We start from the raw sequence: 16,305 nt of genomic DNA, 5'->3' as shown, positions 1-16,305 counted from the left end.
ATAGACTTTTTTAGTTGAAAGCTGATAATAGTATACAACAAACCTTATTTCATAATTTCTCAATAGTATCCACTAAAACCAAATAAATACATCAACTATGATTTAGAAATATCTGATAATACCAATCCCTTATTGTGTTCCAGCACCCAACCGATGGACCACTCACTCTGGAATAGCAAAAGATTTCTATCATTTAGGTCTTTGACAAACTTTGAATCTGAAGTTATAACTAAACTTTTAGGATCTACATCCTCATTTTCTATCCATCTTATGCTCTTAAAGCCCAATCTATCCATCTTTATATCTACATTGTATTCATTTTTAAGTCTATACTCCAACACTTCAAATTGAAGTACACCTACTACTCCAACAATAAGCTCTTCTACACCAATATTCACTTCTTTGAATACCTGTATAGCACCTTCTTGAGAAATTTGAGTTATTCCCTTTATAAATTGTTTTCTTTTCATGGTATCTACAGTTCTTACTCTGGCAAAATGTTCTGGTGCAAAAGTTGGTATACCTTCAAATTTAAATTTATCTGTACTTTCACACAGAGTATCTCCTATGTTAAATATACCTGGATCAAATACTCCTATAATATCTCCGGCATAGGCCTTATCAATTATTTCCCTGTCCTGTGCAAGAAATTGCTGTGGCTGAGTTAATCTTACTTTATTTCCCTTTTGAACATGAAAGACTTCCATGCCTTTTTTAAATTCTCCAGAACATATTCTCATAAAAGCAATTCTATCTCTATGTGCTTTATTCATATTTGCCTGAATTTTAAATATAAAAGCCGAAAAATCCTTTCTGAAAACATCTATTTCACCTTGATCAGAATTTCTAGCCAAAGGTGGCGGTGTTAATTTTAAAAATGACTCCAAGAAAGGCTTAACTCCAAAGTTTGTAAGGGCGCTTCCGAAAAATACAGGAGTTAATTCACCCTTTCTTAATTTTTCAATATCAAACTCATCTCCAGCTATATCCAAAAGTTCAATATCTTCAATTAATTTATCATGAAGATCATCACCAAGCAAATCCCTAAAAACACTGTCATCTACATTTCCTTCTATGGTTTCTACTTCCGTTTGACCATGATTTCCACCATCAAAAACCTGTATAACCTTGTTATCTCTTTCATAGACTCCTTTAAAATTCTTTCCTGAACCTATAGGCCAATTTACAGGATAGGTTTTTATACCAAGTTCATCTTCCAATTGCTGCATTAATTCAAAAGGATCTTTACTTTCTCTATCCATTTTATTTATAAAGGTAAATATAGGTATACCTCTAAGACTGCAGACATTAAACAGCTTTCTTGTCTGAGCTTCTATACCTTTAGCGGCGTCTACTACCATTACTGCACTATCTGCCGCCATTAAAGTTCTATAAGTATCTTCACTAAAGTCTTGGTGTCCTGGTGTATCCAATATATTTATACAATAGCCCTCATAATTAAACTGCATTACAGAAGATGTTACAGAAATACCTCTTTGCTTTTCTATTTCCATCCAATCTGATACTGCATGTTTTGAAGCCTTTCTAGCTTTAACAGAACCTGCCATTCTTATAGCTCCACCATATAAAAGAAGCTTCTCTGTAAGTGTTGTCTTACCCGCATCTGGGTGAGATATTATAGCAAAGGTTCTTCTTTTTTCTATTTCATTTATAAAATCAGCCAATTAACTTCAAGTTACTTAAAATTTATAAAATCCATGAAAAAATTCTATTATTTTCTCATGATAATTTTAAGATCTTACAATGTTACCTATTTTAAGTAACTCTTCCCTCCTTTAGTTCCTTCATATTGTTGTAGTACTTAACGCTGTAACCTGCGTTATTTGTTAATTTTAATATTTAAAAGGTCTGCGAAACCACAGACCTAAAAAAAGCTAAACCCCTTTAATTATATCATCTATATAAAATTTTTCAACAAATACGCAGATTTAAACTACTTTATTAAAGGATATAATTTTTCATCCTCACTATTTAATCTGTTTTTTAATAATTTAAATATGTCATTTGTCTCTACAACAAATTTATCTATAGAGGCTTTAAACTTGTTTTCTGTATTGAATTTATCTTTATATTTTTGAAACCTTTCACTTATGTTTCCCATATCATTTATATATTTCTTGGCCAAATTTTTCATATTTGTATCTCCATTCTTTATAAGATAGGGATATAAAAATTTATCTTCTGACTGCAGATGTACTTTTAATTTTCCTGAAAGTAGATTTATAGATTTAGTTATATATTTTATATTCTTATTAAAATCTTTTTCTTTTATATAATTCTCTATTTTATTCATTTCATCAACTATACCTAAATGCTGTCTTTCTAAATTATTAATATAAAACATATTATAACCTCATTTCCAAATCAAAATACTTTACATTATTGAACATATGTAGTATTTTAATCTTATTATTATATGTTTTTATAATATATTATTATTGATAAATATTCAGTGATGTTAATCACTTTAAAATTTATAATATTACTTATATAAACAGAGTTATTAATATTAGTACTTTCGACTTAGAAATCATTATCCTTTAGAATAACAGATCTCATCCCCCATTTTGATATAATATAAGAGTATTATGGCTGATAGTCATTGGATAAAAATTATAAATAACAGGAGGACAATTATGTACAAGCTTATAGCACTGGATATGGATGGAACATTATTAAAAGACAATAAAACAATATCAAAAGAAAATTTTGATGCTCTAAAAAAAGCTCGTGAAAATAATATAAAAATAGTATTAGCCACAGGCAGACCAATCAAAGGAATTGAGAAATATCTTAAGGAACTTGATCTAATAGGTGAAGATGAGTATGCCGTTACTTTTAATGGTGCCATGGTTAAAACTACTAAAGGAGATCACATAGTTGCACAAACAGTTATGACCTTAGAAGATTTAGATTATCTTTATAAACTCAGCAAAAAATTAGAGGTAAATATACATGCTCATACCAATGAGGAATGTATTACCCCAAAGCCAAGTAAATACAGCATACTAGAAGCTGATCTCAATTCAATTCCATTAACCCAAGTGGATTTTGATAATATTGATAAAAACACAATAATAGTTAAAATAATGTTTATTGATGAACCAGAAATTCTAGATAGAGTGATACAAGCTTTACCAAAGGATTTATATGAAAAATATACTATACTTAGAAGTACTCCTTATTTTCTAGAATTTTTAAATAAAGAATCCAATAAAGGCACTGGAGTAAAATTACTAAGTGAAAAACTTGGAATAAAAAGAGAAGAAATTATATGTGCAGGTGATGCAGACAACGACAAGCACATGATTGAATATGCCGGATTAGGTGTTGCTATGGCCAATGCCGACGATGATGTAAAGAAAATAGCTAATTTTGTTACTAAATCCAATGAAGATAACGGTATAGCCTATGTAATAAATAAATTCGTATTCGATAAATAACTTAATGAAAAAGGTCAAAAGACCTTTTTTTTGTTTAAATTATATTGATTTTTAGAAGGATTTTTAAATAAAATGTAGAAAACATCAATTATATTAATAAATACATCTCTGTATTTATTGGAGAGGAGTGTGATTTTATGTGTGGATATATAACTTCAAACATTAGTAAAATTACTAACAAAAAGATTCAAACCACAAAATCAACAATTAAAGATATAAAAACAGTTTATGAATGTTATAACCTATTACCTCAACCTATTCTAATAACTAAAAAAGATATTATCATTTATGCAAACTCTGAAATTTATAGTATATTAGGTATTAAACATAGTAAATCTGTTATAGGTAAATCAATTTTCAAATTAATATACTTTATTGATAGCTCCGATGAGGACAAGTATATGAAAGAATTAAAAGAATATTGTAAAAATAGATTTAATTGCAAAATAAAATGTAACAACAATGGCTTTTTAAATATATATTTAAACGTAAACATAACAACTATTGATTCAGTAATTTATAATTTTATTACAATAGAAAATAAATCAAAAATACAACCTCCCTCAACGGAAACTGATGTGGGTAAAGAATTATATAAAAAATTAATAAATATTTCTCCAGATGCAATTTGCCTTCATGATGGAGATAATTTTTGTTTTTCTACTGATGCATTAGTAAATATGTTAAAATATAATAATCAGTTAGATATTATAGGGAAAAACATATTTGATATATTACCTTCTGAATATCATTATTCCTTTGCTCATAAAATGGAACAAGTTACAAGTTCAGATGAAATACTTCCAGAATCACAATATAAATTTATAACAAAGGAAAATAATTTAATTGACGTGGAATGTAAATCTGCAAGACTTTTTTACAATGGTAAATATTTAATTATAACTTCTATAAGAGACATAACAGAGAAAAACAAACTTAAAGAACTAAATTTAAAGGCAGAGGAAAATAAAAAATTATTGGAAAAGGCCATCGAATACGATCGATTGAAAACTGAATTTTTTTCCAATATATCTCACGAACTTAGAACACCTTTAAATATTCTTTTAAGTTCTCTGCAGGTATTAAATTTATACTTAAATAAGAAACCTTGTGATATAAAATCTTCTCAAAAATACACTAATATTATGAAACAAAACTGTTTTAGATTATTAAGGCTGATAAATAATCTTTTAGATATAACTAAAATAGATTCTGGTTTTTATCAATTAAACCTCTATAATCATGATATTGTAAGTATAGTAGAAGATATAACTCTTTCTGTTGCAGATTACTTAAAAGATAAAAAAATCAATATAATTTTTGATACTGATATTGAAGAGAAAATAATTGCCTGCGATGAAGAAAAAATAGAAAGAATAATACTAAATCTTCTTTCTAATTCTATAAAATTTACAGATGCTAATGGAACTATAAACATAAATATTTATGATGGCAAAGATTCCATAAAAATATGTGTAAAAGATGATGGTATAGGCATACCTAAAGAAAAGCTGGATACTATTTTTAATAGATTTATTCAAGTAGACAAATCACTTACAAGAAATAATAAAGGTACCGGTATAGGTTTAGCTCTAGTTAAATCCCTAGTAGAACTGCATAATGGAAAAATCTACGTACAAAGTGAATATGGAAAAGGAACCGAATTTACAATTTTACTACCTAATACTATAAAAAACAATTGCAATTTATATGACTCAAGCCAAAAAAATTGTCCTCAAAACGGCAAAATAGAAAAAATGGATATAGAATTTTCAGATATCTATTTTTAATATTTTTTATATATTTAAATATAATTTAATTTTATATATTTATATAAAATAAATCTTAACATTATTAAAGCTTATAAAATATCTCTATTCTATTTAATATAAAAACCTTAGCATATATATATCAATTCGATAAATACTAAGGTTTTTTTAAGATATTTCTATATTTAATTTTAATGCAAATCAATTTTTATTTAGATACAGGTATAAAACCAATCTTCTTCTGAGTTTTTCTTAGAGTCTTATTGGCTATGTAACTTGCCTTGTTGGCTCCAGCTTTATAGATTGATTCAAGATAAGTTTTATCATTTAAAATATTTTGAACTTTATCTTGAATAGGTTTGAGTTCATTTACAATAGCTTCTGCTACATCCTCCTTAAATTTAGCATAACCTTGACCTTCATATTTCTTTTCTATAGATTCTATACTTTTACCTGTCAATGTATTTAATATAGTCATAAGATTTTTAACTCCTGGCTGATTATCACTATACTTTACTATCCCTATACTATCAGTAACAGCTCTTGAAATTTTCTTTCTTATAATTTCAGGAGGGTCCATAATTAAAATAAAACTATTAGGGTTGTCAGAGGACTTAGACATCTTTTTTTCTGGTTCTTGAAGACTCATTATCTTTGCACCTTTTTTCGGTATATAAGGTTCTGGAATCTTAAATGTGGGACTATAAGTGTTATTAAATCTTTCTGCCAAATCTCTTGTCAATTCTAAATGCTGTTTTTGATCTATCCCTACAGGTACAAGATCTGTCTGATATAATAATATATCTGCTGCCATTAACACTGGGTAATTTAAAAGCCCTGCTGAAACACTAGTACCATACTTACTGGATTTATCTTTGAACTGAGTCATTCTATTAAGTTCGCCTACATAACTGTAGCAATTTAAAAGCCAAGCTAATTCAGTATGTTGAGGTACATGGGATTGAATAAAAATTGTACTTTTCTCAGAATCTATTCCAGCTGCTATGTAAATTGCCATAACTTCCAGTGTTCTTCTTCTTAAATCCTTTGGTTCCTGTCTTACAGTTATAGCATGGAGATCTACTACACAAAAATAGCATTCATATTCATGCTGAAGCTTAACCCAATTTTTTAAAGCTCCTAAATAATTTCCTAAAGTTAATTCTCCTGAAGGCTGAATTCCACTAAATATAACTTTTTTATTTTGTTGTAAATTTTCTACCATAAATTTTCACCTCATATTGGTTGCTAAAAGTTCTCAAGTCGTATTTTATAAAACAACTAATAACTAGATCTTAATATTTAATTCGTTATTTATTTTTAAATGCATGAAATTTTTTACATGATTATTATTATACTCTAAAATTCATTTATATTAAATAAAAAATCCTAAATAAAGCAAAAACTCTACCTCATTTAGGATAATATTATATACTATTAATATTTAATCTATTTTTTCCATAGACCGTGAATATTACAATATTCTCTTACTGATACTATAGCTTCATCGATTTTAAAGGTTGCTTCTGGTTTATCTCCTGGTTTTAGATACTTTCTATATAGTTTATTTTCAGTAATTACTTCAATCCATTGAATATAATGAGTATCAATCATTGGATGTTCAACTTCTCCAACTTTTACAAACACCTCTTCACCCTTTTGCTCAACTACAGGAACATGTTTTTCCAGTGCTGCGTCCTGAGTATTTTCAGTAATTAACTCCATAGGTTTTCCACAACAGACTAAAGTTCCACCTGCTTTGCTAACAACCTCTACGATATTTCCACATATAGGACATTTGTATACTTGTTTTAATTCAGTCATTTTATATCCCTCCCATGATTATTATAAATAAGTAAATTCAATATTATTATTTAGTTAATACTAAACATTATTATTAACTAACATTTATTTCAATTATAACATTAATGCTGTAATTAATAAATTGTTTTCAATAAATTTTACATAAAAATTCTAAGATTAATTTAAGTTTTTAAGAGCATACTACCTTATAAAGACTTTTCACAAAAGTTTTTAAAGGAGGTTTTATTATGTCAAAAAAAATACCTTATTTGCCAAGAGAAAGAGGATATTTAGATGCAGAACCCAAAGAAATAAGAGCTTATTCAGAAAGGGATTATACAAATCTTCCTGATCCTGTAACAGATCCCATAGTTACAAATAATATTTCTAATGTGGAATTTGATTACACCTATGATCCTATAGCTGATGACTTAGATTAAATTTTACTATAATTAATCAGACTATAATGTATTACAACAATATGTCACATTATCTATACAAATAATATTTAGTAAGTAAGCAGTCATTTTTATATGGCTACTTACTTATTATTTTGTTAAATATTATAATTTAATTTCCACCTTATGTGTCCCCTCTTCCATAAATGGAATTATTCCATCTTGTACTGCTTCTCCATTTACAGTTATGGACCTATTATCCTCAGATCTCTCAATTTTTATATTGTAAACACAATTTTTATGTCTATAATTTATTTCATACTCTTTCCATTCTCTTGGAACACAAGGATTTATTCTAAATCCTTTTCCTTCAACCAGTGATAATCCTAAAATTCCTTCTATACCAACTCTATACATCCATCCGGCAGTACCTGTGTACCAAGTCCATCCACCTCTTCCTGTATGAGGTTCTCCAGCATATACATCTGCAGCCATAACATAAGGTTCTACCTTATATATTTCACTTTCTTCCTTAGTTTTAGAATGATTAATTGGATTTATCATATTAAACAGCTTCCAAGCCTTATCTGTTTCACCAAGTTTGGCCATAGCTAGTATTACCCAGGTTGCTGCATGAGTATACTGTCCTCCATTTTCTCTTACACCAGGTACATATCCTTTTATATAACCTGGTTCTAGTTTTGAATTATTAAAAGGCGGAGTCAATAATAAAATCATTCTTTCATTTTCTTTAACTAAATATTTTTCCAGTGATTCCATAGCCATTTTTGCTCTATCAGGACTGGCTGCTCTTGAAATAACTGCCCAAGATTGAGATAATGAGTCAATTTTACATTCATCATTTTCAGAAGATCCCAGTGGTGTTCCATCGTCAAAATATGCTCTTCTATACCAATTTCCATCCCAAGCATTTTTTTCCATATTTTCCTTTACAAAATCACTTAATTCAGAATATCTTTGACTTCTATATTCATCCTGTTTATTTTTGCATATAATCTTAAAATCTCTTAAAATACTGTATACAAACCATCCAAGCCAAACACTTTCTCCTTTCCCTTGATTTCCAACAGTACTCATGCCATCATTCCAATCACCACTGCCCATAAGAGGTATATTGTGAATACCAAATTTGAGTCCCTTTTCCAAAGCCTTTATACAATGTTCATATATAGTTCCTCGCTGTTCAGACTTTTTAGATATGCTATATCTTTCATCTTCTCCTTCTTTTAAAGGTTCATCTTGAAGATATTCTACGGACTCCTCTAATATACTGTAATCTCCTGTATTTTTTATATAATCACTAGTCACATAAGGAAGCCATAGTAAATCGTCAGAGAATCTAGTTCTTATACCACTATCTACTACAGGATGCCACCAATGCTGTACATCTCCCTCAAGAAATTGTCTTGAGGCACTTATAATAATCTGCTTTCTTGTCATTTCAGGTTTTAAGAAACTTAAAGGCATAACATCCTGAAGCTGATCTCTAAACCCGTAAGCACCTCCAGATTGATAAAATGCAGTTCTAGACCATAATCTACAAGAAATAGCCTGATACATAAGCCAGCCATTAAGCATTATATTCATAGTTTTATCAGGAGTTTTAACAGTGATTTTAGTTAGCATATCCTTCCAGTAAGCTTTTGCATGATGAAATTCTCTAATTACATTATCATATATTGAATACTGCTTAACTATTTCTTTTACTTTTTCCAGACTTTCATCTTCTCCGAATATAATCCATACATTTTTTTCTTCTCCGGGCTCTAAAATTATTTTAGAGTTTTGAGCCATACAAGGATCGAGACCTGCTCCTACATTATTGGAAAGAGAGACCTTTTTAAGTGCTTCAGGTAAATTCAAACTTTCTCCTCTTCCAATAAATTCTTTTCTGTTTCCTGTAAAACTCTCTTCTCCTCCTCCAATAATTTTCAAATATGCATAATAACCTCCAAAATTTTGGCTGTATGGATTTCTAGCATATATGAAGTTATTATCTTTATCAATATCAGTAAATATGTGTATTCCTGTATGGCTAGGGACAACTCCCAGTACAATTTGGCTATAATAAGTTACTGATAGTTTTCTCTTAATATCAGATATATTTTTAAGTCCAATATTAATTATTTTAAAACTTTTCTCAATGGATGCGAACATTGTCATCTTTCCGTATATACCATTGACTGTGTGTTTAAAATTAGAATATCCAAAACCATGTTCTATAATATATTTTCCTGAATCTCGTATAGGTTTCGGAGATATACTCCATGCCTTCCCATCTTCTTCATCTCTTATATATATTGCTTCTCCTAATTTATCAGTAATATAATCATTAGACCAAGGTGTTATTTTATTTTCTCTACTGTTTTTAAACCAGGTATAAGCACTGCCGGATTCAGAAACATGAAAACCAAACTTATCATTAGATATAACATTTATCCAAGGTGCAGGAGTATTCTTATAATTATCCAAAGTTATGATATATTCATTTGTATCTTCATCGAATCCTCCATAACCATTGTCATAAATGAGTTTTCTATCAGGATAATTAAATTCTGATAAGTTGTAATTTAAATCCTTCACATGAATATATTTCGAGTTTTCCTCCAGTTTTATACTGCTCTTTATCTGACTTACTAAAAGTCCTTTATTAGAATCTATAACTAACCTGCTTATTCCAATTAAAAACTTTATATCTTCCTCACTCATAGTTGAATTATTGTATAAAAAAACTCCTGCAGGTTTATTTTGTTTATCACGAGAATGATTTGATTCAATTGCATCCTCCAAAGAGCTTTCCAATTGCTGCAAATACGAATTAGCTTTCATATTTATTATTACAAAATCAACTTTCAAACCCTTCATTGACCAGTATTCATGTGCATTTAACATCTGTTTTACCAAATCTACATCTGATTCATTCCTTACAATTAGTAAAACTATAGGTAAATCCCCGGATATACCATATGCCCATAGTGCACTTTGTGATTTAGAAACTTCTTTAATATAGTACTCTCTTTCCCTCACCATGGTATTTATGAATAAAATCTTTGAAGCCATAAGCTGATATAAATTTGCCTGATTTGGTTTAATGCCAAGATAATTTAATTCAAACTGACTTTGACTAAAAGAAAGTTCAAAAACTCTATCTATATTCTGCAATTGTCTATATTTCACAGCCATATTCAGTGCATCTTCTCTAGAATCACTAATAGAATTTACAAAAACTATAGTACAAGAAGTATGTGGCTTTATCTTTATTACTTTTTTAATACTTATTATAGGATCCAGTATATTTCCCACTGTATTCAGAAACTCCTTATTATCATTTATACTTATAGGATTTGTAAGATTTCTCCCTCTGCCTAAAAAGTTTAATCTGCTGGTTTCATATTGAATGTTGTCATTATCCCTTTCACCATCTATATAAATAGTCTGCATTAACCAAGGTTTATCTTGATTTTTAGCTCTAGGTCTTCTATTGGCTAAGATACACATAGGATCTTCTACAAATTCTGTTCTTATAAATAAATTGCTAAAAGCAGGATGTACTTCATCTGCATTTCGTGGAGCTAAAGTTATTTCTGAATAACTTATCAATTCTATAACCTTTTCGTTATTTCCATTATTTTTCAATGTAATTCTTCTTATTTCAGCATTATCTTCATTAGAAACAGCTATTTCAGTGCGAGTTTCTACATCCCCATCGCTTCTTTTAAACTCTACTTTATCTAAAGCAAAAATTGTCTCATAAGAATCACCTCGGGTTTTACTAGGCTCATAAGCTGCACTCCAAACTTTATTATCTGTAATATCTTTTATATAGAAAAACAATCCACTGTCATCGGTAGTTACATCTTCATTCCACCTATAAAGCATCATATCATTTTTCTTACTATATCCACTTCCACTATTTGATATCATCATGGAATAAACTCCATTTGATAATATATGAGTTTCAGGTATTTCGGTTTTGGGATTACTATAGGTCCTGACAATGAAATTACTTCTATCATTTTTCTTATTCTCTACAAATTCAAACACCTGATTTCTATCATAAACCACTCTCTTAGGCACTCTTTCCTGTAATAATAATTCTGTAGCCTTAACTCTTGGAAGAGCATGAAATCTCTTTTGGAGAACAAAACTATTTATTATATTATCTAACGCCATAAGACTCATGCCCTCATGATGTACCATGAAACACCTTATAATAGATTTTTTTGTTCCCTCCGGTAATCTATTTTTTGTATAGTCTACAGCCTCGTAAAAACCATATTTGCCTTCCATACCTTCTGATATAAGTCTCTTTATATTACTCAAAGCACTGCTTATATCTTGCTGCATAGCCAAAACTGTTGAATATGGAGATATTACCAATTCATCTGCTAATCCTCTCTTCAATCCTATACCAGGTACACCAAAAGCTTTATATTGATAATTAGAAGCTATGTCAAATTTATAAAAAGCTGATTCCGATATTCCCCAACAAGATAACTTTCTCTTTTTAATATACTTTTTCTGTCCTTCTACTACACTTTTATAGGTTTCCTTTAGGAGAGTATCATCATAATTTTTCATTATAAGCAAAGGCATAAAGTACTCAAACATAGTTCCACTCCAAGATACAAGACCTTTTCCTTTACCCATAAAAGTCATAGATCTTCCAAGCTTAAACCAATGGATTTGATCTATATCTCCTTTGGCTATTGCTACAAAACTGGCTTGCCTTGATTCCGAAGCCAATAGATCATAATAGCAGTTTGAAATAATATTTGTTTCCATATCATAACCAATAGAAAATAACTGCCTTTTTTCATCAAATAATATTTTAAAATCAGTTTCTTCTGCCATATTATTTAATCTTGTTCTGATATTTTCCACCCTGTTAATAAAATTTTGTATTTCAAATTTACTATTTTTAAGAATATTAATGAGCTTATCTATCCAATTCATGTCATTTCCAAAAGTATCGTCACTTACAGTAAAATTGCTCATTATATTATCTATTTCTTTTGGAATATCCTTAAAGGCTATCTTAGTTGATAAATTTTTTATTGATATAGCTTTATCATTTATCATTTCATCTCTTTTTGAAACTATATCTGTCCATGGGAAAATTTTGTCTATTTCATATAAATATTGTTCTATTTGATGTTTTGCTTTAGAATTCCAATATAAAGGTATTTTTTTATTATTCTTCTCAAATCTTTCACAATCACTTAAAATATCATATAAAATCTTTTTCCATGAAACCACTTCTATATTTGGATTTTCTAATTCAGCTATGACATTATTGTAGTGATTTTTAACTGAAAATGAATTCTCTATTTCCTCATTTGAAAGCCTCAAAATATCACAAAGTCCCCTTGTGTATCTTCTGCCAATTAAAGGTTGATTTATATATTCTTCTAATGCCTTTGATGTTAACCACAAATATCCAACTAAATTTCCGCTATCTACAGTAGAAATATATCTAGGATGCAATGGTAATTTTGACCTTGTGTCATACCAATTATAAAAATGCCCTTTGTATTTTTCCAATGATTCCATATTGGTAAGTATTTTATCCAATCTGTCTAAAAGTTCCTCTAAGGTTATATATCCTAAATCATACCCCACTAGATTAGATGTAATCCCCATTCCCATATTAGTGGGTGAGGTCCTGTGAGCTACTCCCTTTAAAGGATCCTCCTGGTAATTATCTGGAGCCAGCCAATTTTCCTCATCATTTACAAAGTCCTCAAAATAAGCAAAAGTTTTTCTACCTATTCTTCTTAGTAAATTCCTTTCTTCATCGGAAAGCTTCATACTAAATCTCTTTCTATACTTGCTAATAAGACAAGCTATAATAGGACTTATAAACCAAAGGACACAAGATGGAATGAGAACATACCCTACAGGATTATGTACTCTATAGGCCATAACCGCTATGACTGCCGCTATACCACTTGCCATCCACATACTAGATAAATATCCTGTAAATTTTTTATTTATATTTGATTCTATATAAGCTGCAGTCTGCCATTCCAATAATTTTTTTCTACTTATAGCAATCCTATATAAAGTTCTAAAAATTGCATCTAGAGATAAATATGCATTATAAGGAAGAAAAGTAAATATTAAAAATATTTGTTCAATAACATTCTTATTGCTGCTCATCTTTCCAGATATACTTATACCTCTCATAGGTGAAACTACAATTTCTGATACATCAAAAAGCCAAGGACATATTAATGATATAAAAATTAAGCTCATCCATTTATCAACACCATCAGGAACAATTGTAAGAGAAAATAGTAATAAAATAATAATTGATGGTGCTAAAATACTTCTTCTTAAATTATCTATCATTTTCCATCGTGATATAGCACTTAATGAAGAACTTTTAAAAATATATGGCAGCAGTTGCCAATCACCTCGTATCCACCTATGCAGTCTTTTACTAGCTGAGTTAAAATAAGCTGGATATCCATCCATAAATTCAACGTCAGTTACCAAAGCACATCTTGCATATTCTCCCTCTAACAAATCATGACTCAGCACTGAATTTTCCTTTATATTCCCTGTAATCGTATTTTGGAATATATCTACCTCATAAATCCCTTTACCTGTATATATTCCTTCTAAAAACAAGTCCTGATAGATATCCGAAACAGCCATACTATAAGTATCTATGCCAGTTTCTCCAGAGAATATCTTTGAATAAAAAGTTCTATTAGCACTTACTGTATCTATACTTATTCTAGGTTGCATAATGCCATAGCCTCTTTTAATTTCCTTGTTATCATCAATAACAGCTTTATTTAAAATATGAGTCATCGCCCCTATTAATTTTTTTGCTGTATCTCTTGGCAGTTGAGTATCTGAATCCAGTGTTATAACATATTTTACATCCTGAAGCTCCATTACAGAACCACTTGTAACATTATAACTTGTTTCACGGTTTCCTCTTAAGAGTTCATTAAACTCCATAAGTTTTCCACGTTTTCTCTCCCAACCAAGCCAAAGTCCTTGGTTTTTATTGTACATTCTAGATCTGTTAAAAAAATAAAAAATATCCTTTTTTCTTTTATACTTATCATTGAGAATTTTTGCATCCTTTAATCCAGCTTCATTGATCTTATTATCTTCTTCTTCATTTTCAGTACTACTATCTTTAAAATCTCCCAATAGAGCAAAATAAAGATTATCCTCTTCATTTGCCAAATAGTACACTTCAAGCTTATTCATAAGATTATGAACAGTTTCTTCATTGTTTAGTATTGCTGGTATAACTACAATTGACTTACAATCCCCTGGTATTCCCTCTGTAAGATCTATTTTAGGTACAAATTTGGGTGTAGTAAGATGATTTATACTCCAATTTAAAATAGAATTTATAATCTCGCTGCAAGGTATTACTATAGCTATTCCAGATACTATATACTTCCACAAAATAAAATTAGTATCATCTGCTAAGCTTCTAGCTATTATAAAAGCAACTAATCCAGCAGTACCAGCTAAATTTAATAATATGTACCAAAAAGCTTTATGCTTTTTTAAAAATGATACTGAAGACCTGTGTTTTATTTTTTTATTAATACAATTTACTCCATCATCTATTATGTAATAACCTACATGCTTTTCATATTCCTTCTCTTCTCCTCTATCTTCAGCATCCATTGCACATCGAACACATAATTTAGCTAAATAGGATTCAGGTAAATTCATCTTTTTAGCCATTTTTTCTAAATTGTGTCTATAATAATCTCTAGACTGAAAATCCATTTTTGAATAGATGCCACTAGGATCCTGTCTCAATATTTCTTCCATATAACTTAATTTTTCAAAAGATTGACTCCAATTTAAAGCCTCTACTTCTCTTATAGAATTAATACAATTTCCCATGGAAAGTTGAAATCTAATTTCCCTTTGATGCTCAACTATTACTATCTTTTCACTATTGCTTTCAATAGCTGCTAAATTATTTTCTATCCAATCATATATACTTTTATCTTCTATTCCATTATCTCTTAAGTCTTTTAAAAGTCTTCCTGCAAAATGTATTGTAAATTTGATTTTTTCCGAAGTTATGTTATTTAATTTTTCCTCTAATACTCCATTATTAACTGCATTTATTAGTTCATCTGATATTTTATCAGCTCTTGTTTTTTCTCTCTGAACAGTTACTATTTTGTTTGTAATGCTGCCTATGTTATGAAGCAATGCTATTCTAAGCATATTTGGAAGAGCCCATAACTCAGCATTAGTAAGCACAGTCTGTTTTTGATAGCTTTCTATAAAAGACACTATAGTGTTTTCATCAATTTTCCCATCAGCATGGGATACTATTTCCATTGCAATATGATATATTCTTGGATATCCTTTAAACAATCCTTTATTTATAGCAGGTAAGCTTTTATAGCAATATTCTGGTAAATTATGTTTTATATCCTTATATTCCTTTTCTATTAAATAAAGATTATCCATCAGCCATTCTGCTGCAGGTACAATATCTTTATTGCGTCTAATATCTCCATCTATATACTCATATCCCTTAATTATATCTCTATAATCTTTATCAATACTTTTCATTATCTTTCTCTTACCATTTGTAGTTTTTGCTCTCCCATGATAATCTGACACATAAGCAGCATGACTATTTACATCATCTCCTTTTAAATTAATTGGAGGCAATTGTTCTAAATAATCATACCTATGTCTTATTTCAAAAGCAACTACTATAAATATTGATAAAATTAAAATTACAATACTGACTTGCATGTATATATAAGGCATAAATGACCGTCCTTTCTTTAAAATGTTAATTTTTTATGTAAATTATTTTTTTAAATTTCATATTAAGTT

8 protein-coding genes are annotated in these 16,305 nt (G+C 29.2%); 3 read left to right on the top strand and 5 right to left on the bottom strand.

The features are described 5' to 3' along the window. Nucleotides 1–95: 95 nt before the first annotated feature. Both CLPA_RS06020 and CLPA_RS06015 read right to left on the bottom strand, forming a co-directional pair. On the bottom strand, nucleotides 96–1,685 hold the full coding sequence (locus tag CLPA_RS06020) for a peptide chain release factor 3 (RefSeq protein ID WP_003446101.1): 1,590 nt from the start codon (nucleotides 1,683–1,685) through the stop codon (nucleotides 96–98). Between the two features lie 269 nt (nucleotides 1,686–1,954). Next, nucleotides 1,955–2,365, bottom strand: coding sequence for a hemerythrin domain-containing protein (locus tag CLPA_RS06015; protein WP_003446099.1), 411 nt, complete (start codon nucleotides 2,363–2,365; stop codon nucleotides 1,955–1,957). Between the two features lie 292 nt (nucleotides 2,366–2,657). Here CLPA_RS06015 and yidA point away from each other — a divergent pair, with 292 nt between their 5' ends. Beyond that, the gene (gene yidA / locus CLPA_RS06010) at nucleotides 2,658–3,464 is read left to right on the top strand and encodes a sugar-phosphatase (protein WP_003446098.1); all 807 of its coding nucleotides are present in this window, start codon (nucleotides 2,658–2,660) and stop codon (nucleotides 3,462–3,464) included. 137 nt (nucleotides 3,465–3,601) lie between these two features. After that, entirely contained in the window at nucleotides 3,602–5,254 is a 1,653-nt protein-coding gene (locus CLPA_RS06005) for a sensor histidine kinase (protein ID WP_034829421.1), read from the top strand. A 187-nt stretch (nucleotides 5,255–5,441) separates the two neighbouring features. Here CLPA_RS06005 and trpS read toward each other — a convergent pair whose 3' ends face one another. Next, complete coding sequence (gene trpS / locus CLPA_RS06000) at nucleotides 5,442–6,458, bottom strand: tryptophan--tRNA ligase (RefSeq protein ID WP_003446090.1); 1,017 nt, start codon at nucleotides 6,456–6,458, stop codon at nucleotides 5,442–5,444. A 224-nt stretch (nucleotides 6,459–6,682) separates the two neighbouring features. Beyond that, a complete protein-coding gene (locus CLPA_RS05995; protein ID WP_003446088.1) occupies nucleotides 6,683–7,057 on the bottom strand; it encodes a desulfoferrodoxin in 375 nt (124 codons plus the stop codon). Between the two features lie 227 nt (nucleotides 7,058–7,284). On the opposite strand from CLPA_RS05995, the gene CLPA_RS05990 reads away from it, so the two are divergent. Beyond that, complete coding sequence (locus tag CLPA_RS05990; RefSeq protein WP_003446086.1) at nucleotides 7,285–7,476, top strand: hypothetical protein; 192 nt, start codon at nucleotides 7,285–7,287, stop codon at nucleotides 7,474–7,476. 123 nt (nucleotides 7,477–7,599) lie between these two features. On the opposite strand, the gene CLPA_RS05985 is transcribed toward CLPA_RS05990, so the two are convergent. After that, nucleotides 7,600–16,236: a GH36-type glycosyl hydrolase domain-containing protein gene (locus CLPA_RS05985; RefSeq protein ID WP_003446083.1), complete on the bottom strand. Its 8,637-nt coding sequence runs from the start codon at nucleotides 16,234–16,236 to the stop codon at nucleotides 7,600–7,602. Nucleotides 16,237–16,305: the final 69 nt, after the last annotated feature.

Source organism: Clostridium pasteurianum DSM 525 = ATCC 6013 (genome assembly GCF_000807255.1).
In the GTDB taxonomy this organism is placed as follows: domain Bacteria; phylum Bacillota; class Clostridia; order Clostridiales; family Clostridiaceae; genus Clostridium_I; species Clostridium_I pasteurianum.
Note: the sequence above shows the minus strand (reverse complement) of the source record. Positions and strands in the feature narration are given on the sequence as shown.

Bases quoted from the DNA above. Each gene is read 5' to 3' on its own strand.
- CLPA_RS06005 (WP_034829421.1), top strand. From the start codon at position 3,602: ATGTGTGGATATATAACTTCAAACATTAGTAAAATTACTAACAAAAAG.
- trpS (WP_003446090.1), bottom strand. From the start codon at position 6,458: ATGGTAGAAAATTTACAACAAAATAAAAAAGTTATATTTAGTGGAATT.
- yidA (WP_003446098.1), top strand. From the start codon at position 2,658: ATGTACAAGCTTATAGCACTGGATATGGATGGAACATTATTAAAAGAC.
- CLPA_RS05985 (WP_003446083.1), bottom strand. From the start codon at position 16,236: ATGCCTTATATATACATGCAAGTCAGTATTGTAATTTTAATTTTATCA.
- CLPA_RS05990 (WP_003446086.1), top strand. From the start codon at position 7,285: ATGTCAAAAAAAATACCTTATTTGCCAAGAGAAAGAGGATATTTAGAT.
- CLPA_RS06015 (WP_003446099.1), bottom strand. From the start codon at position 2,365: ATGTTTTATATTAATAATTTAGAAAGACAGCATTTAGGTATAGTTGAT.
- CLPA_RS05995 (WP_003446088.1), bottom strand. From the start codon at position 7,057: ATGACTGAATTAAAACAAGTATACAAATGTCCTATATGTGGAAATATC.